At 43.5% G+C, this 24,085-nt stretch carries 14 protein-coding genes and 1 pseudogene; 10 read left to right on the forward strand and 5 right to left on the reverse strand.

Translation table 11 applies throughout. The annotated features are described in order from the left end of the window. Nucleotides 1-89: 89 nt before the first annotated feature. The 4 genes from C511_RS0108580 (at nucleotide 90) to C511_RS0108595 (ending at nucleotide 4,589) form a co-directional block, all read left to right on the forward strand. The gene (locus tag C511_RS0108580) at nucleotides 90-1,019 is read left to right on the forward strand and encodes a cation diffusion facilitator family transporter (protein ID WP_024996561.1); all 930 of its coding nucleotides are present in this window, start codon (nucleotides 90-92) and stop codon (nucleotides 1,017-1,019) included. Between the two features lie 550 nt (nucleotides 1,020-1,569). After that, nucleotides 1,570-2,502 carry a carboxypeptidase-like regulatory domain-containing protein gene (locus C511_RS0108585; protein WP_158332558.1) on the forward strand — a complete coding sequence of 311 codons (933 nt, stop codon included), beginning with the start codon at nucleotides 1,570-1,572 and terminating at the stop codon, nucleotides 2,500-2,502. A 50-nt stretch (nucleotides 2,503-2,552) separates the two neighbouring features. Continuing rightward, complete coding sequence (locus tag C511_RS0108590; RefSeq protein ID WP_024996563.1) at nucleotides 2,553-3,683, forward strand: OmpA family protein; 1,131 nt, start codon at nucleotides 2,553-2,555, stop codon at nucleotides 3,681-3,683. A gap of 102 nt (nucleotides 3,684-3,785) precedes the next feature. Next, the gene (locus C511_RS0108595; protein ID WP_024996564.1) at nucleotides 3,786-4,589 is read left to right on the forward strand and encodes a M48 family metallopeptidase; all 804 of its coding nucleotides are present in this window, start codon (nucleotides 3,786-3,788) and stop codon (nucleotides 4,587-4,589) included. A gap of 81 nt (nucleotides 4,590-4,670) precedes the next feature. Here the strand turns inward: C511_RS0108595 and C511_RS0108600 are convergent, their stop codons facing one another. Beyond that, a complete protein-coding gene (locus tag C511_RS0108600) occupies nucleotides 4,671-8,975 on the reverse strand; it encodes a hybrid sensor histidine kinase/response regulator transcription factor (protein ID WP_027318052.1) in 4,305 nt (1,434 codons plus the stop codon). A 179-nt stretch (nucleotides 8,976-9,154) separates the two neighbouring features. Here C511_RS0108600 and C511_RS0108605 point away from each other — a divergent pair, with 179 nt between their 5' ends. Genes C511_RS0108605 through C511_RS0108615 form a run of 3 tightly spaced genes read left to right on the forward strand, consistent with a single transcriptional unit; the run spans nucleotide 9,155 to nucleotide 15,757 of the window. Then, nucleotides 9,155-12,343 (forward strand): SusC/RagA family TonB-linked outer membrane protein, encoded by a 3,189-nt coding sequence (locus C511_RS0108605; RefSeq protein WP_024996565.1) that lies wholly within the window; start codon nucleotides 9,155-9,157, stop codon nucleotides 12,341-12,343. 21 nt (nucleotides 12,344-12,364) lie between these two features. Continuing rightward, nucleotides 12,365-14,362, forward strand: a complete 1,998-nt coding sequence (locus C511_RS0108610; protein WP_024996566.1) for a RagB/SusD family nutrient uptake outer membrane protein — start codon at nucleotides 12,365-12,367, stop codon at nucleotides 14,360-14,362. Nucleotides 14,363-14,380: 18 nt separating this feature from the next. Next, nucleotides 14,381-15,757, forward strand: coding sequence for a glycoside hydrolase family 88/105 protein (locus C511_RS0108615; protein ID WP_027318053.1), 1,377 nt, complete (start codon nucleotides 14,381-14,383; stop codon nucleotides 15,755-15,757). 150 nt (nucleotides 15,758-15,907) lie between these two features. Here C511_RS0108615 and C511_RS0108620 read toward each other — a convergent pair whose 3' ends face one another. Both C511_RS0108620 and C511_RS0108625 read right to left on the reverse strand, forming a co-directional pair. Then, entirely contained in the window at nucleotides 15,908-17,215 is a 1,308-nt protein-coding gene (locus C511_RS0108620) for an acetylxylan esterase (RefSeq protein WP_024996567.1), read from the reverse strand. Nucleotides 17,216-17,316: 101 nt separating this feature from the next. Beyond that, nucleotides 17,317-18,201, reverse strand: coding sequence for an alpha/beta hydrolase (locus tag C511_RS0108625; RefSeq protein WP_024996568.1), 885 nt, complete (start codon nucleotides 18,199-18,201; stop codon nucleotides 17,317-17,319). 217 nt (nucleotides 18,202-18,418) lie between these two features. Between C511_RS0108625 and C511_RS0108630 the strand changes: the two genes are divergently transcribed. Further along, nucleotides 18,419-19,513, forward strand: coding sequence for an esterase (locus tag C511_RS0108630; protein ID WP_027318054.1), 1,095 nt, complete (start codon nucleotides 18,419-18,421; stop codon nucleotides 19,511-19,513). 107 nt (nucleotides 19,514-19,620) lie between these two features. Here C511_RS0108630 and C511_RS0108635 read toward each other — a convergent pair whose 3' ends face one another. Both C511_RS0108635 and C511_RS16515 read right to left on the reverse strand, forming a co-directional pair. Next, entirely contained in the window at nucleotides 19,621-21,546 is a 1,926-nt protein-coding gene (locus tag C511_RS0108635; RefSeq protein ID WP_027318055.1) for a sialate O-acetylesterase, read from the reverse strand. Between the two features lie 124 nt (nucleotides 21,547-21,670). Then, nucleotides 21,671-22,609, reverse strand: coding sequence for a metallophosphoesterase family protein (locus C511_RS16515; RefSeq protein WP_024996570.1), 939 nt, complete (start codon nucleotides 22,607-22,609; stop codon nucleotides 21,671-21,673). Between the two features lie 194 nt (nucleotides 22,610-22,803). Between C511_RS16515 and C511_RS18555 the strand changes: the two genes are divergently transcribed. After that, complete coding sequence (locus tag C511_RS18555; protein ID WP_169815756.1) at nucleotides 22,804-23,439, forward strand: type IV toxin-antitoxin system AbiEi family antitoxin domain-containing protein; 636 nt, start codon at nucleotides 22,804-22,806, stop codon at nucleotides 23,437-23,439. Further along, nucleotides 23,429-23,854, forward strand: a pseudogene (locus tag C511_RS18130) (nucleotidyl transferase AbiEii/AbiGii toxin family protein); the annotation flags it as partial. The gene C511_RS18555 and the pseudogene C511_RS18130, both read left to right, overlap by 11 nt. Nucleotides 23,855-24,085 lie beyond the last annotated feature (231 nt).

The following is a 24,085-nucleotide window of genomic DNA, read 5'->3' on the forward strand; positions in this document are numbered from 1 at the left end:
CATCTATCTAATTAAAAGTTTGCAAATATACAGAAAAAAAACAATCCAAAACATTATCTTTGCAGACATTCACAAAATCACAAAAATCAATGAAAGAAAGAGAGCAGATTTTAATCCGTGCCTCATGGATCAGTATCATCGGTAATGCAATTCTTTCCATCTTAAAGATGGGAGTCGGCATATTTGCAGGTAGCTTGGCCGTGTTGGGTGATGGTATTGACTCAGCCACAGATGTGGTTATCTCCATCGTAACCCTATTCACCGCACGAATTGTTAGCCGCCCACCCAACTCGAACTATGCATACGGGTATGAAAAAGCCGACAGTGTAGCCGCCAAAGTACTCTCTTTCGTCATCTTCTTTGCAGGTATGCAAATGCTACTGTCAACGGGAAAAAGTATTATCTTTGCCGTGCCCCGGGAACTACCCTCTACCATTGCAATCTACGTCACCCTGTTATCTATCATTGGTAAATTGGGGTTAGCCTATTACCAATTTCGCCAAGGGAAAAAAGCCGGAAGCGTCATGCTTATTGCCAACGCCAAAAACATGCGAAACGATGTCATCATATCAACTGGCGTACTATGCGGACTCTTCTTTACATTCATATTAAAAATGCCAATCCTTGACTCAATTACGGGCCTGCTCATCAGTTTATATATTATTAAATCATCCATAGACATTTTCATGGAGACCAATGTGGTGCTGATGGACGGCGTCAAAGACACCTCTGTGTACAGCAAAATTTTCGATGCGGTAGATCGCGTGCCCGGTGCTGTTAATCCGCACAGAGTACGCTCACGCCAACTAGGCAATCTGTACATGATTTCGCTTGATATTGAGGTTGACGGTACTCTTTCTCTCAATGAAGCCCATGAAATAGGCAACAAAGTAGAACACAATATCAAAGAAACCGTGGATGTATATGATATCATTGTGCACATCGAACCCAAAGGAAAAACACACCATGAAGAGAAATTCGGTGTAGACAAAAACTCGTTGTCTGATAAATTAAGATAAAAGAAAGAACTCTTCCGGGCTCGAAATAACATCAGCCTTTCAGTGGCATCAAAGCATCCTGAAAGGCTGATGTTGTATTGATAATTAACCATGAAAAAGCGCACATGATTTCGCACACAAATTTAGGCACATAATACACTGATAATAAACAGTTTACAAGACCATACTTTTATTGAAACGAACATAATATGCCCACAATATAATATAGAATTAATAATATATATAATAATTCGGAGATTTCCTTTGTGTTTTCCTGAGTTGTCCTGCCGGTGAAGAGATTATATCGAAACAAAACTGCATCAATATGTGTTTCATAAAATAAAGTGTATCACATTGTGTTTTACTGAAATACATTAAATAAGCAGTTTTTAGTTATAATTGAAATTTAAAATAACATTTATAGGTCAAAAAGTATTTTTTTTATGAAAATTCCTTTGCGTTCTTAAAAAAATAACTACTTTTGCGTTATACAATGTTTAAAGACTATTGCAAACTATTGTACGTAAACGTTATAATTAAATCAGAATTATCAATTTTAATTTTTTTTGAGATGAAAATGAAAAGTAAATTATTCGGTTTGAGCGCAAAATCAGCGCTTTACCTGTTGGCAATTTGTAGCGCCCTTTTTACAAGTTGCTATGAGAAAGAAGAAGTTGACGTGACACCTCCTGTGGTTTTACCAGATGCAGCCTATGTCATTGTGGGTAATGTATACTTTGCTAAAAATGGCGAGCCGGTTGCTAATAAAACAGTCACAATTGATGGTGGAACTATACAGACCGACTCTAATGGCGCTTTCATAAAAGAAGGTCTCACTGCCGGACAACATGTTGTAACTGTTGATTTAGACGGATATGCAAAAGTAGCCAGAACAGTTTATTTAGTTGCAGTTCAAAAAGGTCAGACTAGTTTAGCCAATGTAGAAGTTGTTTTATATGACGCTAATGATGTCGCTGATTCACAGCCTGAACAAACAGCTCCGGGAACGCCTGCACAAGCAGAAGAACTTAAGGGTGCCGTAACAAGCTTAGTGCCAGGTGCTGCTGTAACAGTAAACACAAATGGTAATATCGTAGTTACAGAAGATACTCCGGTTAGCGTTGCTACAGGAGAAAGTGCTACAGTAAATATTGAAGTCTTTACCGGCTTTAATTCGAATATTACCCCTGCTACTACAAAAGCCTTAACTCCTGGAGAAATTTGGTTAGCTTCAGCTTCTAAATACCTGAACCGTACTTATGGGTTGCAAGTTAAATTGATTTCATACATCATTCCGGGTGTATTAGGTAAAACAATTACCGGATTCAAACAGACAAGTGTGTTGACTACAGAAACACTTACCTTCGACGGACTTACAGGTACTGTAATATATCAGGGAACTGCGAATAGTTATGTGATTGAACCGGTTTACGAATCACACGATTCACACGATGCTCATGGTGGTTCAAGCAATGCCGGTGGTGGTGCAGGTAGTGCTGAATAACTCCCAACCGAGTAAGTTGAATGAATTATCCAAATTAAAAAGTAAAAGTGATGAATAGTAAATTAGTAATATTATCCTTACTGTTGGCTGGTGCATCAACTGCGATGGCTCAAAGCAACGGCGCCAAAGATAAATACTTCTCTGAAAGATTCAAAGATAATATCTTTATCAGCGTTGGTGCGGGAGCTCAGTTGAATGTGAATCCTGACAACTTTGATTATGGCTTCGGACATGCCATAACTCCCCAGATTCATCTGTCGGTAGGTAAACTGTTCAACCCAACATGGGGTGTTCGTTTCCAGGCAGCCGGATTATGGTCTACCCTCTATTCTAAATATGGAATGCCGAGTGGTACTTACAATGAGATCAAGAACAAGCACTATCTGACAACCCGTATCGATGGATTGTATAACATCACAAACGCCATCGCAGGTTACAACCCCGATCGTTTGTTCACTGTATCTGCCTTTGCAGGTCCTGGTCTTACTTGGGCTAAAACATTCGGAGATCAAAAAGATATCAATGCTTTGATTAACGGTTCAGTTGGTTTGATGGGACAGTTCAATGTGAACAAATACCTTGATATCAACATCGAAGCACGTGGTGAAGTATCTCCTTCTATGTTTGGTCGCAAGAGCAGTGCATACACTGACGGAGCTGTATCATTGACAGCAGGTGTTACTTACACATTTGGTGGCAAAAACTTCGTATCATGCAACTCTATTGTTGACACAAAATCAATCAATGATGAAGTAAACAGATACAGAAATGAATTGGCTGCCGCTCAACAAGAGTTGGCTGCTGCTAAGAATGCTGCCGGCAGAGTAGAAACTGTAACCAAAGAGGTGGTTAAAGAAGTTCAGGTTCCCGGACCTCGTGCTATCTTCTTCCAAATTGGTAAAAGCAAGCTTAACGACCAAGGTAAAGTTAACTTATTGTTGGCTGCTAAGGCTATGAAAGCTAATCCTGACAAGAAATATAAGATTGCAGGATATGCAGACAAAGCTACAGGAAGTGCTCGCATCAACCAGAAGTTAAGCGAAAAACGTGCTAAAGTGGTTTATGATGCTCTCGTAGCAGAAGGTGTTAACCCCAACCAGATGGAAATCATCGCTAATGGTGGAACAGATAACATGTTCTATAACAAGAAAGAACTTAACCGCGTAGTGATACTTGAATAATTATTTTATTCTATCATAATAGAAACGGAGTACTAATTAGTGCTCCGTTTTTTTTGTATCTTTATTAAAAAATATATATTTGCAAAAAAACAACCTTTAGCGATGAAAAAAGACAGAATTCAATGGATGTGCCTGCTAGCAAGTTGCGCCATCCTCAGCAGTTGTAGCAGCGTTGCACTTACAGGGCGTAAGCAACTCATGCTAGTATCTGACGAGCAGGTGATGAGCCTGAGTGAACAAAGCTACACCGATTACATGAAAACAGCGACCCTTTCTACCGACAAGAAAAACACCGAAATGGTTGTGCGTGTAGGTAAGAAAATAGCGAGCGCAGTAGAGACCTATCTCACATCACAAGGTCGCCAGGCTGACATAAGTGGGTTTGCGTGGACTTTCAAACTAGTGAAAAATGCAGAAGCCAATGCATTCTGCTTGCCCGGAGGTAAAATTGTTGTCAACGAAGGCATCTTACCCATTACTCAAACGGAAGAAGGGTTGGCAGTGGTTCTGGGACACGAAGTGGCACATGCCGTAGCCAAACATTCAGCAGAAAGACTCAGCCAGCAAATGGTCATGCAATATGGCGGACAGGCACTCGATGTGATCCTGAGCGGTAAAACGACACAAACCAGGCAGCTAGCTCAAACAGTGTATGGATTGGGGGCGCAATATGGTGTCATGCTCCCTTATTCGCGTGCCAACGAAAACGAAGCCGACCAAATTGGCCTTATCTTCACTGCCATGGCCGGTTACAACCCGCAAGCTGCCGTATCCTTTTGGCAACGCATGTCTGCACAAGGGACACAAAAAGTACCTGAGTTTATGAGTACGCACCCTTCAGATGCTACTCGGGTAAGCAACATTCAGAAGCTCATTCCCGAAGCAATGAAATACTATAAGAAATAAAAAACATCTATAAAGAGAAAGCTCCCCACCGGTTTTTCCGTGTGGGGAGCTTTCTCTTTATAGATGTATCACCAGTTTTAATCAATAATCACCTTGTTTAAACCGTGATGGGGTACAATTAAAGTGCGCTTTAAAACATTTGCTAAAATAATAAGGATCATCAAAACCTACTTTATAAGAAACCTCCGAGACAGTCCAATTACCTTGCCTTAACAAGACTGCACTTTCATTAAGCCTTTTTAATTTAATCAGTTCATTAGGGGAAAAACCTGTAATCCCCTTCACTTTCTTAAAGAACAGCGTACGTTTCATGTCTGCTAATTCCACAAAGCGATCAATAGTGAAATGCACATCCTTGTAATTATCTTCAAGAATCTTTTCAATGCGTTCCATAAAGTCTTGATCTCGATCGGTAATAGCAACTAAACTACCATCAATTACGAAATCTTTAGAAAAACGTCTCTTTAGTTGTTCTCGCTGTTCAATAAGTTTCATCACTCGTTTCACAAGATATTTCAGACTGAAAGGTTTAGTTATGTAGGCATCCGCCCCACTCTCAATACCTTCCAACTGGTGTTCTGGTGACGAATGAGCCGTAAGCAATACAATGGGTATGTGACAGGTATGAAACTCACTTTTTAACTTCCTAGTTACTTCAAATCCATCCATTACCGGCATCATCACATCACAAATTATCAGATCAGGATTATTTTCTATCGCTTTATTTAGACCATTCTCACCATCTTCAGCCACATCTACCTCCATATAATTGGCAAAAGCATCTTGCAAAAAAATACGTATATCGTCATTGTCATCAATAATTAGTAAGCGGTATCCTGCAGGCACTTTTCCAGTCATTGCCAAACTAGGATCTTCAGGAGGAATCAAGCCATTAACAACAATTTTACCTATCGGTCCGGACAATTCTTCTTTTGCAACTTCTAACATTGGTAAATCCGATGATTCAAGAAAATTTTCACCTTCGTAAACATCTCTTCTAGCAGACAATATCACAGTAAAAATAGACCCTCCATCTATGTTGCTATCATAACTCACCTTACCTTTGTGAACTTCCACAAACTCCTTAACAAGAGACAATCCAATACCTGTACCCGAGGAAGAAAAATTGATTTGTGCAAAACGGCTAAACAACAAATCTTGTTTTTCTTTTGGAATGCCCACTCCATTATCCTTAACAGAAATAACACAAGAATCTGTTCCCTTATCGTATCTCAATACTAATTCTATTCTTCCACCACGAGGTGTAAATTTAAATGCATTCGACAGTAAATTATATAAAATTTTATCACACTTCTTCCTATCTAGAAAAATACATAACGAATCCACTTCTGTTATAAATAGATAATTCATATTTTTCTGATTGGCCAATTCCTGAAAGCCGGTGTAAATATCGTGAGCAAACTCCACCATATCCGTCTCCTCCAGATCCAATTTACGCATATCGTTTTGTAGCTTTCTGAATTCGAGCAGTTGATCAATCAATCTCGTTAAATTCATTGAATTACGATTTAAGATACACAATTGTTTTTCCATAGAAGAAGGTAAGCCACTATAACCATTCAAATTTTCCACAGCTCCCCTTATCAATGTTAGTGGAGTACGAAATTCATGTGAGATGTTAGTGAAAAATCTCAGTTTATGGTTAGTTAGTTGCTTCTCTACCTCAACAGCATTATTCAGACGATTAAATTTCATAACCAAACGTAAAGTCAAGTAAAACAAGCCACAAGTAATCAAGATATAAATGAAATAAGCGAGTGTCGACTTCCAGAAAGGAGGCAAAATGACTAATTCCAACGAAGTTTCAATCTCATTCCATACTCCGTCCGCATTAGCACCCTTTACCCGAAATACATAAGAACCCGGTGGAAGATTTTTGTAACCTACAGAGTTTTCATGCGTTGGAGCACTCCATTTCCTATCATAGTTTTCCAAAAAATAAGTATACATATTATTACCGGGTTTCTTCAGTGAAAGCGTAGCAAAATCAATGGATAAACTATTTTGTAGATAGTTCAATTCCACTCTATTTGTGTACGTTACAGAAGGAGCTTCTGGGCTTGGTTTCAACGTATTCCAGTCAACACCATCAACCTGCAACCGGGTTATCAACACATCCGGAACCTTTTTATCTGGCACAAACTTATCAGGATTAAACACAAGCATTCCGTCCAGACCTCCCCACAACATTGTTCCCTCTTTGCAATGATAATATGCCCCCTCATTGAATATGTTTCCGTACGGTTTTTCTGCAAACTGATATGTTACTACCGTTTCCTGTTTTTTATTAAAGCGCGACAAGCCGTTCTCACTGCTTATCCATAAATCATTTTTGTGTTCCAGAATTCCTAGTACATAATTATCTACCATCCCGTTAACAACAGTAAACGACTTGAATCTAAGCGCGCCTGCTTCGTGAAGTAATTTGTTCAGTCCACCTCCTGCTGTTCCTATCCACAACGTCCCTTCACTATCCTCGTATATTGTTTTAATGTCATTACTGCTCAGTGAATATGCCTGTTTCAGATCCTTCCTATAACACACAAATGCATTTTTATTTTTGAGTATCTTTTCCGGATTAAAAGAAATCAGTCCGTCGCTGCTTCCCGCCCATATCATTCCGCTTCGGTCTTGATGCAAACACCTTATTAGACTTTTATCACCCATTGATTGAATAAATCTCTTGAAGGAAACCTGTCCACCACTTTCTTGCACAAGATTCAATCCTCCACCAAAAGAACCTATCCACAAACGGTTTTCGCTATCTTTCAGAATATGAAAAACGACATCGTTACTCAACGACGAATTATCTTTCTCGCGATGTTTGAAATGAGCCAGTTCCCTACCCGTATTCACATCATACACATAAACTCCGTTTCCTTTAGTCCCCACCCACATTCGTTGTCGTGAATCCTCCACCATTGTATACGGATTCACTCCTTCGCCAATGCAACGGGCTTTTGTCAACATGGCATCATACACATACAAACTACCATTTTTCGTTCCTACCCATATTTCTTTTCGTGAACTTTCGCAAAGCGTCCTTACGTTATTCGTTTTCCCTATAATCGAAGTAGGTTCCGGTCTCACGTAGCGAATATATGAGGGAGTCTTTACAATACGAATGATTCCAGCATACTCGCTACCCACCCACAAATTCCCATATCGATCTTCTGTTACACAAAGCAAATAATCCGAAGGCAAACTGCTAGCATCAGTCGTATTGCGGTAATGACTTAACTTATCCGTACGTTCATCGTAACAAAACAAACCATTACCATAGGTCGTAATCCATACCAGCCCCTCCGTATCCATAAACACAGTATAGCGTTCTAAATCCACCACACGTGCAATCTCCTCTGGAAATAATCTCATTTTCTTCCATGAATGTCGCCGTGGGTTGTAATACCACACCATTCCCGAATAATTGTATAACCATATTCCATGCTTCCTGTCAGTAGCCAATCTCAAATCACCCTTTAATTGTTTGTCACTATTCAAAGGAACATCAACAAACACTTTCTTCTCTGTATTATAAATAAGTAAGCCCCTGTTTTGAGTTATCAACAATAAATTAGAACCTTCCAAAACTGCCATATTAAAAAAAACAGCCGATTGTTTGCATAGCACTTCGCGAAAACGATGAGTCTGCATATCATATATAAGAATGATTGATTCTTTCGTTGTAAAGTACACTTTTCCATTTACCTCTACCGCCTTGGTAAACGTATACTTTTTACGGCTACCATAATCTACCGGCCTCCTACCGGGAACCACCATCTTCAGGCCATGTTCTCCACCTAACCAGATTATTCCTTTCGAATCTTCAAATAGAAAAGAATTGCTCCCGTTTTTTTGATTTTTCATTAACATACGTTCCTGTAGAAACTTTCCTCCGTTACATTTGCGTATTCGTATCACTCCGTTGTTTGAGCCCCAAAGCCAAATTTCCCCTCGCACCGATTCATGCAAGCATGCATACGTAAGCGGTACCCCCTTCTCATCACTCAGTTGAATGAAGGAGTCGGTCAACGGATTATAGCAGCTATATTCATCTTTGTATGTTTTCACCCACAGTAGTCCGTCCCTGTCAACAAACAGTTCACGTATCCGGTGATCAGCAAGTGAATTAGGGTTACTGATCTGTGATTGATAAGAACGAATATTATACCCATCATAACGGTTTAGTCCGTCAAGTGTACCGGCCCAAATAAATCCATTTTTATCAGTTGCAATGGCACGTACGGTATTTTGCGATAACCCGTTTCGTGAACTAATCTGCGAAAAGTTAAACCCATCGGCATAAATTAAAGAGCAGGATAAAGAAAATCCGCATACTATCAGATAAAAGGTTAGCTTTCTCATGCGAGACGTGTGTTTTAGTATTTACAGACAAATATAGAAATATTTCTCCTAAAATATTTTTGTGTGCACTAGTTTACATCATTCTGAACTGAATTTCATTTCCATCCCTGTACCTCTTAGTAATTTTGTCGTGTAGCGATACAAATAATTAATCTTGTGGAAAACAAAACCTTTTAATCATGAAAAACAGGAAAAAAAGCAAAACTAGTTGTGCTACATGCACACGAGGAATGGTATTCACCTTATTCCTTTTCATCTCTTCTTTCGTCTTTGTGCTACATGCACAACAAAGAACCATACGGGGTTCCGTTGTCGACGAACGTAACGAACCCATGATCGGTGCCACTGTCATGGTCAACGGTACCCAAAACGGAACCATCACCGATATGGATGGAAATTTCACTATCCAGGCACAGACAGGCGATGTACTCCGTGTATTCTATGTAGGATATACTGAGAGCCTAGTCACTATTGACGGAAAAAGTGAAAAGAAAATCATATTAAAAGAGAATACCGAGATGATTGACGAAGTAGTAGTCGTTGGTTACGGTACTCAAAAGAAATCAGATGTAACAGGTGCTATGGTCAGCATCGGCGACAAAGAGCTTTCCGCCCGACCGGTATCCAATGCATTTGAAGCCATGCAGGGTAAAGCAGCCGGAGTAGATATTCGCACAAGTGATCGTCCTGGTGAAATGGGCGATGTCTTTATTCGAGGTACACGTTCACTAACAGCTTCCAGTTCTCCACTTTACGTAGTAGACGGTGTACCTTTGAATGGTACCGTTGGTAAAACACCTGAAGAAGATCTCAACGGACTTTCCAACTCACGTGGCGGTGTACTCGAATCGCTCAACCCATCAGACATCGAATCTGTGGAAATCCTAAAAGATGCCTCTGCTACTGCTATTTACGGTTCACGTGGAGCCAACGGTGTTGTTCTTATAACCACCAAAAAAGGAAAAGACGGACGTTTCACTGTTAATTACAGTGGTTCCGTATCAATTGACGAAATTAAAGATCGTACCACATGGATGTCGGCAGGAGAATATCTTGAATGGCGCCGTTGGGCTTATTACTACAGAGATTCATCCGTTTACCCAAGAGGAGATCAGCCTACTCAGGCAAACGATAAAGCTATTTTTAATGGTGATAATGATCCGTATGCTTGGAATAATATCATGAAAGGTTGGTCAGGAGGAACGTGGGACGGCTCCAAAGTCAGTACGACAGACTGGACTAAATATGTGACACAGACCGGAATCACTACAGAACATACAGTCAGCGGATCGGGTGGTAACGAGAAAAACCAATCGTATGTCTCATTCGGATGGCTGAACAACAAGGGCACCATCAAAGGGCAAGATTACAACCGCTACACAGCCAAAGTGAGCAACGACCTCAAACTAACCAACTGGCTATCATTGGGTGCCACCGTAAACGCTACTTACAGTATACAAAACTACGGAATGTCCAATGACGGAGGAACAACTTCTGGTCCCAACAGTGCCTATGCCGCTGCCACACGCAACTTAGTTTATGCTGTTCCCTACGATGATGAAGGAAGCCGCATCGAATATCCGGGAGCCGATTCCAAAATCAAGACCGTTGTCGACGAATGGCAGTATTCCAAAGATGAGCGTAAAGTATTCCGTGCTTTAGGAAGTTTCTATGCGCAGTTCAACCTTGGCAAAATATGGAAGCCCCTCGAAGGATTGTCTTATAAGGTGAATTTCGGTCCTGATTTCCGTTACTACCGTCGCGGTATGTTTAACGATGCTGAAAGTGTAAACCGCGAAGGTGTGAACTATGCCTCGCTAACCAAAAGCACAGACTTTTCATGGACACTCGATAATTTGCTTTACTACAACAAAAGCATCGGTAAGCACGATTTCGGATTTACTCTTTTGCAAACAGCCACTCAATACGAATATGAATCGAACTACATGGCAGCCGAAGGCATTCCTTTATCAAGTTCGCTATGGAATGCACTGAGCACTACAAATATCAGCGCTCTCAAAAGCTGGGATTCTTCGCTTACAGAAAAGCAACTCCTCTCTTACATGGGTCGCATCAATTACACCTACAACGGACGCTACATGCTTACCGCTTCCGTACGCCGTGATGGTGCCTCACAGTTAGCCGAAGGTTACAAATGGTCAACTTTCCCCTCTGTAGCTCTAGGCTGGCGCATAGATCAAGAAGAGTTCTTCAAAGAACTTCCGTGGATTAGTCAGTTGAAGCTCCGCCTAGGTTACGGTGTAACCGGTAATTCCGCCATCGCTCCCTATTCTACCAAAGGTGCTATTGCCAGTCTCTTCTACCCCTTCGGCAGTTCACCAACTGCAGGCTACGTAGGTTATGAATCACAACTGGCCGACGGAGCTATTACATTGGCCAACCAGAAATTAGGATGGGAAAAGACCAAACAATGGAACCTCGGGATCGATTTCGGATTCCTCAACGGACGCGTCAGTGGTATTTTCGATATTTATACATCGCGCACCAGTGATCTACTTATGCTTCAAAGCATTCCATCTTTAACAGGATACATGGCTACCTACAACAATATTGGTGAAACCAAAAACTTTGGTTATGATCTGACTCTCAATCTGGTTCCGATAAAAACACGCGATCTCGAATGGAATATAGGCCTCAACGCCGCTTACACAAAAAATGAAATCGTGTCATTAGCTAATGGAAAGCAAGACGATATCAGCAACGGATGGTTTATCGGTGAATCTGTAAACGTTATTTATGATTATGAATCGGCAGGAATCTGGAAAGAAGAAGATGCTGCAGAAATGGCTAAATTCAATGCTAACGGCCATAACTTCCAAGTAGGTATGGCACGACCGGCTGATCAGAACGATGATTACAAGATTGACGCCAACGATGATCGCAAGATTATTGGTCACACAGATCCTAGGTGGACTCTTGGTATTGGTTCCAATATCACCTATAAAGGTTGGGAACTAGGCATACAACTTTACGGACGTATGGATTATACATACAATACCGGAGGTGTATGGGTAGGTGGACGTTACAACGTACGCAGTTATGATTACTACAACGAGAATAACAAGAATGCCGAATACCAGAAACCCATATTCGACGAAGGTGGCAAAGACGCTTATTACTATGTGCTTGGCTTCAAGAATGGCTCCTATCTTAAGATACGAAACATCTCACTCGGTTATACATTCCCGGGAAAGATGCTCAAAGGTACAGGACTTTCTAATCTGAAACTCTATGCTCAATGCAAGAACCCCGGCATGGTTTTCAGTCACATCGACTTTATCGATATGGATACTTATAGTAATACGTATAATTCGGGCCTTACTTTTGGTTTGAACGTAACCTTTTAATAACCTTTAAATTTACTAAAAATGAAACTAAATAAAAACATACTATTTTGCATGTTGGCGGGCAGTCTAACATTACCGGTAATCACTTCATGCAGCGATTTTCTCGATGAAAAGCTCACAACAGATCAAAACACCGAATACTTTGATACTGACGAAGGAGTAGAATCACTCATGACAGGTATCTATTACAACTTACGCTATCATTTCGCTTTCGAATGGGGCTTCTCAACAACAAATTACGGAACCGACGAATTCATTGTAGGTGGTGACGGGTCCAATGCCATGTGGAACTCATATATCTCGAGTCTCAGTTCTGACATTCCGGTTGTGAACATCAACACCACCCATGCATACGACGTTTGGGATAATATGTATGCCGGTATTGCCACCGCCAACACGTTGATAAAAAAGTGCGAAACTTATACTGGAAGCAAAAAAAATGAAGCATTGGGAACAGCTCATTTCATACGTGGTTTCAATTACTTTAAACTACTACGTCAATACGGGGGGGTACCTATCAAGCTGGAACCTTCTACCAGTGTGGAACTCGAGTTCACTCGTGCCACATCACAAGAAGTAATGGACCAGGTAATTGCCGATCTACTCGAAGCTTATGCAAAATTACCCGAAACAGAATCTGTTGAAGGTAAATTAACTCAGTCGGCTGCCGCACATTTCTTGGCCAAGGCCTATCTGTGGCGTGCATCCGAAATAAATGACAGTTGGAATGCAAGTACCCAAAGTGCCGACTTGGACAATGTCATTAAATATGCTTCAGAAGTAATCACCGATCATCCGCTGGCTACTAATTTCCATGAGCTTTGGGCCTATACCACACCCGACGGAAGCAACGAGAAACTCTCTGAAGTTGTACTGGCAGCTCAGTTTACTTCGGCAGATGCCACACAAGGCAAATACGGCAACCCACAACATCTGTATTTTCTGAATATATATCGTGATTTGCCAGGAATGGCACGAGATATATCCGGCGGACGCGAATACCAACGCTTGCGTACCAGCTACTATACGTATAACGTGTTTAATCACCTGAATGATTCCCGTTTATGGAAATCATTCCGCACTAAATTCAACTGTACCAAAGCTTCGACTACCGGGACAAATGATACATATGTAGCGGGCGATCGTGGTTTAATGTTTATTCTCAACCAACCGGGCGATAATCGTTTTGCCGAAATATGGAACAAAGAAAGCGTGAAAGATGCAGAGACCGGTAAACTGGTGCCTACCACATTTGCTATCTATCCTTCGGGTAGCAATGAAACAAGTAATCCCATGGAAGGTGACACCTACCTTAAATATTATGCTCCGTTAAGTAAGTATATGGATGGTTCTCGTAAAACCGTATCACAAGAACAAGGTTATCGTGACGGAATTCTTGCACGTTCAGCAGAAGATTACCTCTTCATTGCCGAAGCATATATCCGTAAGGGAGAGTACACCGAAGCGCTGAAATACATCACTCCACTACGCACACGTGCCCAATGGAAAGCCGGTGAAGATCGTGCCAACTATATCGACGGAGGCGGTGCCTGGAACGAAAATGCACTCGGTTGGTCTGTTTACACTGCCGTAGCGGGTAAAGGAACCTACTGCAACCGTAACTCCTACTACGAGTCAAACAACGTAGCTGCAGGCACCCTCAACTCACAAGCTTCAGTACTAACCGTAACTGATATTACTTCCATAGCCAACTTGCCTGCCGAAGACCGCTCTGTTTGCGAAAAACTCGGTGTGAGTTCGGCATATGACGTAGCTATGTGCTTCCTCCTCAACGAAAAAACCCGTGAAATGTGTGGAGAATTTGTACGTTGGGAAGATCTGGCACGCACACAAACCCTGGTAAAACGTGCCAAAGCATTCAATAAAGATGCAGCACCTAATATTCAGAGTTACCACAGTCTGCGTCCTATCCCGCAAACCTATCTGGACATTATCCAGAAAGAGGGCAAAGCTCTGACGGCTGATGAAAAGAAAGCACAACAAAACCCGGGCTATTAACCAATACCAATCGCACGTATGAATAAAATAAGCTTTTGGACAGGTGCATGCCTGATGAGCTTCGCACTGGGTTCGTGCCAGCAACCTCCTAAGGGACATCCAGAACTCAACGACTCAAACACGGCATTACACCTGTTGGTCCCTCAACACGTCATTCCCTACAAGGAGTGGAATAAAGAAGAAATTAAAGCCTCACTGGACCAGATACTAAGCTACCTCGAAACGGCTACCCCCATGCGGGTAGCCGGCTCAGGGAGAACTACGCGGCTCGAGCATGGCGATTTCCGTCTGGCAAGCTACGAATGGGGAGTTACTTATTCGGGCATGTTGAAAGCTGCCCAGGCAACCGGAGATGTCCGTTACATTCGTTACGTAACAGACAGACTCAGTTTTCTGGCACGTGAAGCCCTCCGTTTCAAGCAGCTGATGAAAGACCAAGGAGTAATTGACAAACAGATGAAACAGCTCTTGCACCCCGAAGCGCTTGATGATGCTGGTTCCATGTGTGCAGCCTTCATCAAAGCCCGTAGGCTGGCCCCTGAAGTCGATTTCAGTAGTATAATTTCCAATTACATGCAATTTATTGAACACAAAGAGCATCGACTGTCTGATGGCACCTTTGCCCGTATGCGGCCCCAAGCCAACACACTATGGCTTGATGACATGTATATGGCCATTCCTGCTATTGCACAAATGGGCTCCTTAACAGGCGAAAATCGCTATTTTGATGAAGCAGTGAAACAGATTCGTCAGTTTAGCAACCGCATGTTTGTACCGGAAAAAAAACTCTACATGCATGGCTGGGTAGAAGAAGCCGATACGCATACTGCTTTCCACTGGGGGCGAGCCAACGGCTGGGCGTTACTCACGCTGACCGAAGTACTCGATGTATTACCAGCCGGGCACCCTGATCGAAACGAGGTGCTACAGCAATATCGTGAGCACGTCAAAGGCATTGCCTCCTGTCAATCAAGTGAAGGATTCTGGCATCAGCTGCTGGACCGTAACGACTCCTACCTGGAGACGTCCGCCACCGCCATCTTTGTCTATTGCATTGCCCACGGCATCAACCAAGGCTGGCTTAACCCCATATCATACGGTCCCGTAGCCCAGTTGGGATGGAGTGCAGTTGCATCATGCATTAGTGAAAAAGGTCAGGTAAAGGGGACTTGCGTCGGCACAGGTATGGCTTTTGACCCGGCATATTATTACTATCGCCCAGTCAATGTCTATGCAGCTCACGGTTATGGCCCCACCCTTTTGGCAGGATCCGAAATAATTATGATGTTACAAAATTTTTATCCACGAATGAATGACAGTGCCGTACAATACTATCGTAGTCAGCAAAAAGCCGCCACTCCTATCTTCGGAGTCGACGGTAAAGAGTACCGATAAGCATTAAAAAGCTTCATTCACTCTGCCGCTTTTTTACAATTACAAGCCAGAAGCGAACGTTATGAATAAAACGTATCGACTTCTGGCTATTTGCGTCCTCCTATTACATTCAGCACTCAACCTGTCTCATTTCCGCAAACTAAACATCAATCACTTCACCTGCTTTTTTATCCAAAGCATGTGCCCATATTCCGTATCATCAGATGTCCAGTGTTCATTAATGGGAGTAATCAAAGCCTCCTTGGGTGCCTGAATCAGGTTGTACACCCGATAACTGGTTGTGGGCGGACACACATCATCATTAAATCCCCAGGTGAGATACGTGTTGCAACGAACAAATCGTGCAAAGTTCACCACATCATAATAAGCCAGCGTCTTCACCTTTTCCGGAGTCAGCATGTTTCTCATGCGGTTAAAATGCGGATACCCTCCGGTACCCCACAGGTAGCCTGCCATGTCACTCAGAGCCGGATGATTGGCCACACACGCCGTTACACGCTCATCCAGTCCCGCCGTTACAAGCGCCAGTGCACCTCCCTGACTACCACCTTGAGCAATCACATTCTTTCCATCCCATTCGGGTAGCGAAGTCAGGAAATCAACCGCACGCACACAAGCCAGATACACCCGCTTCATATAATAATTATCTTTATCGTCCAGGTTATTGGTCAGATACCCATTCTCCGCCCCGTTGAAAGCGCGGCTCACCTCAGTAAAATCATCCTCACTCATCTCAGGATTCAATCCATGAATCTCCATCTCCAGGCGTATTAAACCATTCTGAGCATAATAAATACGTTTCATGGGTTCTTTGATTGTCTTGATTCCGGCACCCGGCGGACAAATTACCACCGGATACTTACCGGGCTTCACCGGCATGGTAAGATAACCGTATACCGCCTGCTTCTTGTTATTCACATACAGCTTTACCAAGTAACAATTCACCTCATCCGAACTGTACTTTTCTACTTTCTTCATGGTAAACGTCAGCGGATACTGATCCAGTTCCTCCTTAGCCTTTTTCCAGAACTCCGTAAAATCGGCCGGCAATTGAGTATACGGTTTCAGCTTCTCGGGTGAGAATCCCACCTTCACATGATGTTTGTACGTCTTGCCATCAGCCACAGCAGTCAGCCTGCAATCCAAAAATCCGGGCTCCTTCATCGTTCCCAACGCAATGACCCCTCTACCATTTTTCAGCACCAACTTTCCCTTGTCATGAGCAGGCAGCATGTCATATCCCAGTTCATAACTCACCTCCACATCTCTCGGAATACCATATTTGTAAAACTGTATTTCCACCTTAGCTTTCTCCCCTGTTTGGTAGAGCCAATCGGCCTTGTCGGGTACAGTTACCCAAAGCACATCACTCCGGTAAGGATAATTTTCAGCACGGGCCAACGTAACAAACTGGATGCCTACAAAAAGTAATAAAAGCAAGCGCATTCTCTGTGTCATAATTACATCTGATAAATGGTTATTATTAGCATACGCTTACAAATATAAAACATAAATAAAAGAACCAACAGAAACTCCGACTAAAAAGTGTAATTACACCTTTACTTGCTTTGCTTCACGAAGAATTCTGTCATCTTTTTGAAAGTAGCCTCATTGAAAGTCACCGGACCGTGCTGACCGCCCGGAACCGAAATAAACTCCTCCAACAAGCCCTTTGCTTTCAATGCATCAGAGAAATAAATACTCTGGCAATTAGGCACTACCGTGTCGGCATCTCCATGAATCACTAAGAACTTCGGATCCTTCACATCCAGATAAGTCATCGGATTAAGCAACGCCAACATCTCCGGATGATCGGCCGGAGCACCACCTATCAGAGCAGCCTCGGGTGAATCGGCACCCTTCGTGGTGTTGCAATTCTCCATGCGCGTCATGTCAATAGGGCCAAACCAGTCGACCACTGCATCTACATCACTGCTAAAAGAACCGTATGCTCCCACACTGCCCTCTATATCTACCGTAGTATTGCCCACCGTATAAGCTTTCACCCCATTGGTTGCCCCTGCCAGTGCCGACAGATGACCGCCCGATGAGAAACCGGTGATACCGATAAACGACGCATCAATTTTGTATTTCTCCGCATTGGCACGAATGAAGCGTATGGCCGCCTTCACATCATTAATCTGTGCCGGGAATTTGGCATCTCCACTCGACCGGTGATTGATGCTTATCACTGCAAAACCACTCTCAAGCAACGGCTTCCCCATGGCCTGAAAAGCCATCTGCTTCATGTTATTGGCAAACCATGCACTACCGTAAATCAACACCACCGCTTTGTAAGAAGGCTGATTGGTGTCCGGCAGCACAATGTCCAGTTTGTGTCCTTCTAAATCATCATCGGCATAACTAACATTCGTCCATTGCGTTTGCGCAAAAGAACCGGCACATATAAAAAGAGCCGCAAAAATCAGGATAAAGTTTTTCATTCTTCTTTAGTTAACATGTTATTTTATTCCTCAAATGTACTCATCTTCCCGCAAATCGCTACCACCTCATGATACAAATCTTTATGGTGAAGATACAGATTTGCCCCGTTAAGGCGTAAATAAACGGTAAAACGGGGCACTGACAAAAAGAAGTTCATTTCGTATTAAAAAAAACTGTAATTTTGTAGAAATACAACCTAATATTATTTATGATATCATGAAAAAACATCTGTTATTATTTTGTCTACTCCTCGCATGCGGCATGCTCCATGCTCAGGATATGAGTGTATTAACCTCTCCCGTTATTAATCCGAACGGCACCATCACCTTTCGCATCAAAGCACCTGCTGCCCAACGGGTGGAAGTAAGAGGCCAATTCATGTCGGGCACCGCACCGTTAATCAAAGGAACCGATGGGATATGGAGCGTTACCCTTCCATCACCCACAGCCGACATCTATCCCTACAACCTGATCATCGACGGAGTGGAAGTAGCCGATCCCGGTAACCCCCACATCTTCCCCAATGAAACCTTCAAGGCCAGTCTGCTCGAAATCCCCGATCCCAACGCACTCTACACCGTCAACCCCGTGCCTCACGGCAAAGTGCAGTATGGCATCTATCAATCGCACGTGTTGAATCAATACCGCAACGTACTGGTCTACACCCCTGCAGAGTACGACCAAAACCCAACGAAGAAATACCCCGTGTTCTACCTCATCAGCGGTACCACCGATACCGAAGAAACCTGGTTCAAGGTAGGACGCGCCAACACCATACTCGACAACCTCATTGCCCGTCAGCAAGCGGAGCCCATGATCATCGTCATGCCCTACGGCTACATGAACACCGGCGTCACACCGGGACCGTCGACCATGGCCGCAGCCGAGAAATATGTCACCTTCGCTCAAGAGCTTACCGAGTGTGTCATGCCATTCGTGGAACAGAACTACCGAACCATCAACGATCGCGACCACCGCGCCATAGCCGGTTTCTCACGTGGAGGCGGACAAGCCATGTTCACCGCCCTGCAGCATCCCGACAAGTTTGCCTGGTTAGCTTCCTACAGCGCATACCTCACCCCCGAATGCATGGACAAATACTTCCCTAACCTGGCGAAAGACGCCAACAGCTTCAAGATGTTGTGGCTCGGTGTAGGAACCAGTGACTTCCTCTACCAAGGAGTGATCGACAACCTCAATTACTTCAAGACAAAAGGCATTCAGCACCAGCAAGTAATCCGTGAAGGCAGCCACACCTGGATGCACGCCCGCTTCTGCCTGGCCGAAACCCTCAAGAAAATGTTCCGCTAACGATCAGACTTCGCGAATGCTATAAAAAACGTACCCGATTTCTCCAAAGGCTCAGTTTGCCGGATCAATCGGGTACGTATTATTCCTCAATATAAAATCAAAGTCGATTAACGCTTGAACAGATGCGGTATAAATTCATTCAAGCACCTGCGCCAGGTTAGCCATTCGTGTGCCGTGCCCTGAGACACATACTCAGTCAGATTGATATTCATGTCGCGCAGAGACTTCACCAAAGCCGCTGTGCCCATGTTTTCTTCCGTGCCGCTACCCAGGAAAAGATAGTTCACCTTCTTATTGAACGCCTTGGCATCCGCAAACACACCGTTGAACGCATCCTTCACATTCAGTCCGAAGATAGCACCGCTGAAAGCACCGATGTACGAGAACTTATCCAAGTTCGTCAGCGTAATGTCAAACGTCTGCTTGCCACCCCATGACAAACCCGCCATGGCTCTGTTTTCACGATCCGTATACGTACGGAACGTTTTGTCAATCATCGGAATCAAATCCTGTACCATCAGCGTGGCAAACGAAGCACCGTATAAATTGCGTTCGGCATTTGCATCCTTGTTGGGGCGCGGACGGAAGCCCACTTCCACATCACCGCTTTCCATCACCACAATCATCGGCACACACTTACCTTGGGCAATCTGGTTATCCAAGATGTTATACATATACCCCTGCGTAGACCATCCCGTTTCATCCTCACCCATACCGTGTTGCAAGTAAAGCACCGGATAACGCTTCTTCGTATTCTTTTCATATTCGGCCGGTGTATACACTACACAACGGCGGAACTTCTGCTGGCTTTCCGAGAAATAAGTCACCGTGCGCACCTGTCCGTGAGGCACATTCTGCGTCCGATAATAATCCCCCTCCTTGCCTTCGGGTACCTCGATGCCACTCGCCATGCGGCTACAGCCAAAGAACGTGTTACTCATCGGGTCAATCACAGAGAAACCGTCCACCAGCAAGAAATAATAGTGGAACCCCACCACCAATTTATCCGTTTTAGCACTCCACCAGCCCTTTTCATCCTTCAGCATATCATAACGCTTGCCGCACACATCCACCTGCAAACGCTTCACATCGGGAGCGAACAGACGAAAGTAAGCACGGTTATCCTGATCCAGACGAGGAAAATCACAACCGTGCATGTTAGTCGACGCCGGCACCGTACGCTCCATGAGCTCCTCCGCGGTAGGCAAGCCAACACCCAGCAACTTCAGCGCCTGCGCCGCATACCGTTGACCGAATATACGATAACCAGCCGCATCAAAATGCAAATGATCGAACGCACAGCCCAGTCCGGCCGACGAAATCACGTAACTGTTCGGAATCACCTCCGGCAGCGTCGCAATGATCGGATTCATCGAAGCACACGTCCCCCCGTGATCCGCATTCACCACCTCACCGGCAATCAACGGCACATCCTGCCCACGCAGATTCAAGTCCGCCAATAAATTATCGTACACATCCTTCACCTTCAACGGCCATTCCTTTTCGCCCGTGTTCGACTCACCCTGGTGCATCAAAATCCCCTTGATCACCCCGTCCTTTTGAGCCAGCTTCGCCATCTCCACCAGTCGGGCATACGGATCATCATCATACGCCTTCAGCATCCCCTTCATCCACTCGGGTGCAGTTTTTATGTATTCCTTGTACTTATCCTTCTGAAACAACTCAATGCGGCAACCACCAATGGCTACGTGCACCACCCCCACCCGTACATTCTCGGGCAGATTCTCCACCATCGTACGACCAAAATAATCGGCAGGTCCCAGTCCCGTACCCTTACGGCATAGCGGCGCCCTTGCCGGATACCATTTTCCTTTCAACCGTCCCACCTCACTGTTATCCACAGCAGATAAAACCTGGAAACGCGGATTCACAATAGTATCTTGCGCCTCATAACGGGCATTGCCCTCCATGTTCGACTGACCGAAACAAAGGTAAATGTAAAAATTAGGATCTTGCGCAAAAGATCCCACGCTCAACAGCAGAGCGCAACATGCGATTAATAACTTTTTCATTCTTCTTTTTGATTAGACATAAGTATTTTACAGCTCCAAAAGTATCCATAAAAAACGGATCATCCGTTTATTCATGATACAAATACTTTTAGTGACGTTACATACTACTGTCTAACCAAAGAAACTACTCCGTTCCGTGCAACGTTCTGATGTGCGTGCTCATCTCCCCATTCTCGTTGATTTCAATCACCCGCGCACCCTTCTCCAGTATGCCGTACGAGAGGAATCCCGTTTTTCTCCCGTAACATAACTCGATACCCGCCAGGGAACCTACAAAATCATTGTTGTGATCATGCCCCACAAAAGTAGCCTTCACATTCTGCTGCTGCATGAAAGCAAAAAACAGCCCACTGTTCAGCAACGGCGAGCACACCTTCTCCGATGTATTTCCCACCGTATTCTTCTGCAAGCGCACATACTCATATTCCGGAACAGGAATATGGAAGAAAGCCAGAGCCGGCACGTTCCGTTTGTTCTTCGCGGCACTCCGGTTACTTTCCGCCACAAACCAGTCCACCTGACTTTTCTTTATCCAATCATAATACCCCAGCGTTGAGTCGTTGGTATACGCATGAGAGTCAAACAGAAAAAGATTCCAAGCCGTAGCATCCTCCTTTTCGTTTCTGACGGGCAACACACAGTTGCCCACCCCCTCTACTCCGCCGCCGGCGTTTGTCGTTACATTATACGGCCTCTTTGCTATGAAAGCCAACACATCCGTTGTGGGCACATCCGCTTCCGTATCGTGGTTACCAAACGTCACCGCAAAAGGAATCTTGCGCAACTCCACAGGAGCCAGCACACGCTCCCAACCTTCCAGCGCATTCTTTGAAACCACCACATCACCGGTAAACACCACCAAGTCGGGCTTCTCAGCATCAAGCACCGCATTCATAACCAACAGCGTACTATCGTTTTTCACCTCGTACTTGCTGCCCACACTCCAGTGAACATCCGTAAACTGAACTATCTTAAAATTCCCCTTGTGCAATTTCAGCACAGGCCTGCCCGCATGCAGCAGCAGAGAGGAGAAAAGAAAACACAAAAAAAACACTTTCTTCATTTTCGCGATTTATTTAATATATTGCAAACATAACCTTTTGAATTATTTCAGCCACCACGTTGCATCAGTTATTTTTTCCTATCCGCAGAAGATATCCTCATAAAGTGCCCTTTAGCGACAAAATTTGCATAGATAATTAGAAAAAATCTAATTAAGTATGCAAATAATTACTATATTTGCGAAAATGTTTATTTATGTCTATGGAAATAAACCTCAAACAATTCGGAAATGTACCCGTAAATGCAGATGTTATAACATCTTTATTGAAAGGATACAATGCCCCGCTTCAAAAACTAATGAATATGGAGCGACAAGGTGATCTGATACGCATCAAGCGTGGTATTTATGTCGTTGCGCCCAAAATCTCCGGTAAAAAACTATCTTCCGGGCTTATAGCCAATCATCTCTATGGTCGTTCATACGTATCCATGCAAACCGCCCTTCGTGAATACGGTTTAATTCCGGAACGGGTTTTCTCCATAAAGTCTATGACCACCGAGCGTTCAAGACGAATAGAAACCACGTTAGGTGAATTTGTGTACGTGCAGTGCCCACCAAAATATTACAGTATAGGTGTTACCATATACACCGAGGAAGGAGTAAGCTACATGATAGCCTCTCCCGAAAAAGCCCTTTGTGATTTGGTTATATCAACGCCTAATCTTAATTTGCGGTTTCTCACTTCCACGGAACAATATCTTGAAGAAGACATCCGCTTTGATATGGATGCCTTAAAGAAGATGAATTCCTCTATATTCCGTGAATGTGCTCAAATCGGCCGGAAGAAAACATCATTGCTAAACATCGCCAAATTGATAGATAAAGATTGAAGTAGATACCCAACCTCCATTGCATTTCTCCACTGAGCAGAAGTTATTACTTCAACCATTCTCATTTATGACAAGATGCTATACATTATCTGACCTTTTTGCAGGAAAAATGCACGCATTAGTTTTCCGTTCTTGGAAACATAGAGTAAAAGGTCGTGATTGGTATGATTTTGAATGGTACGTGCGCAACGGTATCAAACTGAACTTTGCACATTTACAGGAACGTATTCTGCAATTCAATGGAAAAGTGATGTCGAAAGAGGAATTTATGGGAATTCTCAAGGAACATCTTGCCACAACCAACATGAATCAAGTGAAAGCCGATGTCGAAGATTTCGTCATTAATCGTCAAGAGCTAGCTATCTGGTCAAATGAATATTTCCTGCAAATCTCAGACATGATACAATTTGAATAAAGCCCCACCTAACCATAAATATATTTATTTTTATCTCTATTATTTCCACATAACCATAAATTTATTTATGTCAGCTTACTCAACAAGAAGCAGCAAACAAGGCCGGAATAAGTGTGGTGACATTACGCTAATAAAAACGAACAAAAGATAATTTCTGAAGTCACACTTGCCGTCAGCCATTTCCACGAATACGCTTTAAAACACCATGTGCCCCCCTATTGGGCAGAAAGA

The organism is Bacteroides graminisolvens DSM 19988 = JCM 15093, from assembly GCF_000428125.1.
Classification (GTDB): Bacteria; Bacteroidota; Bacteroidia; order Bacteroidales; family Bacteroidaceae; genus Bacteroides; species Bacteroides graminisolvens.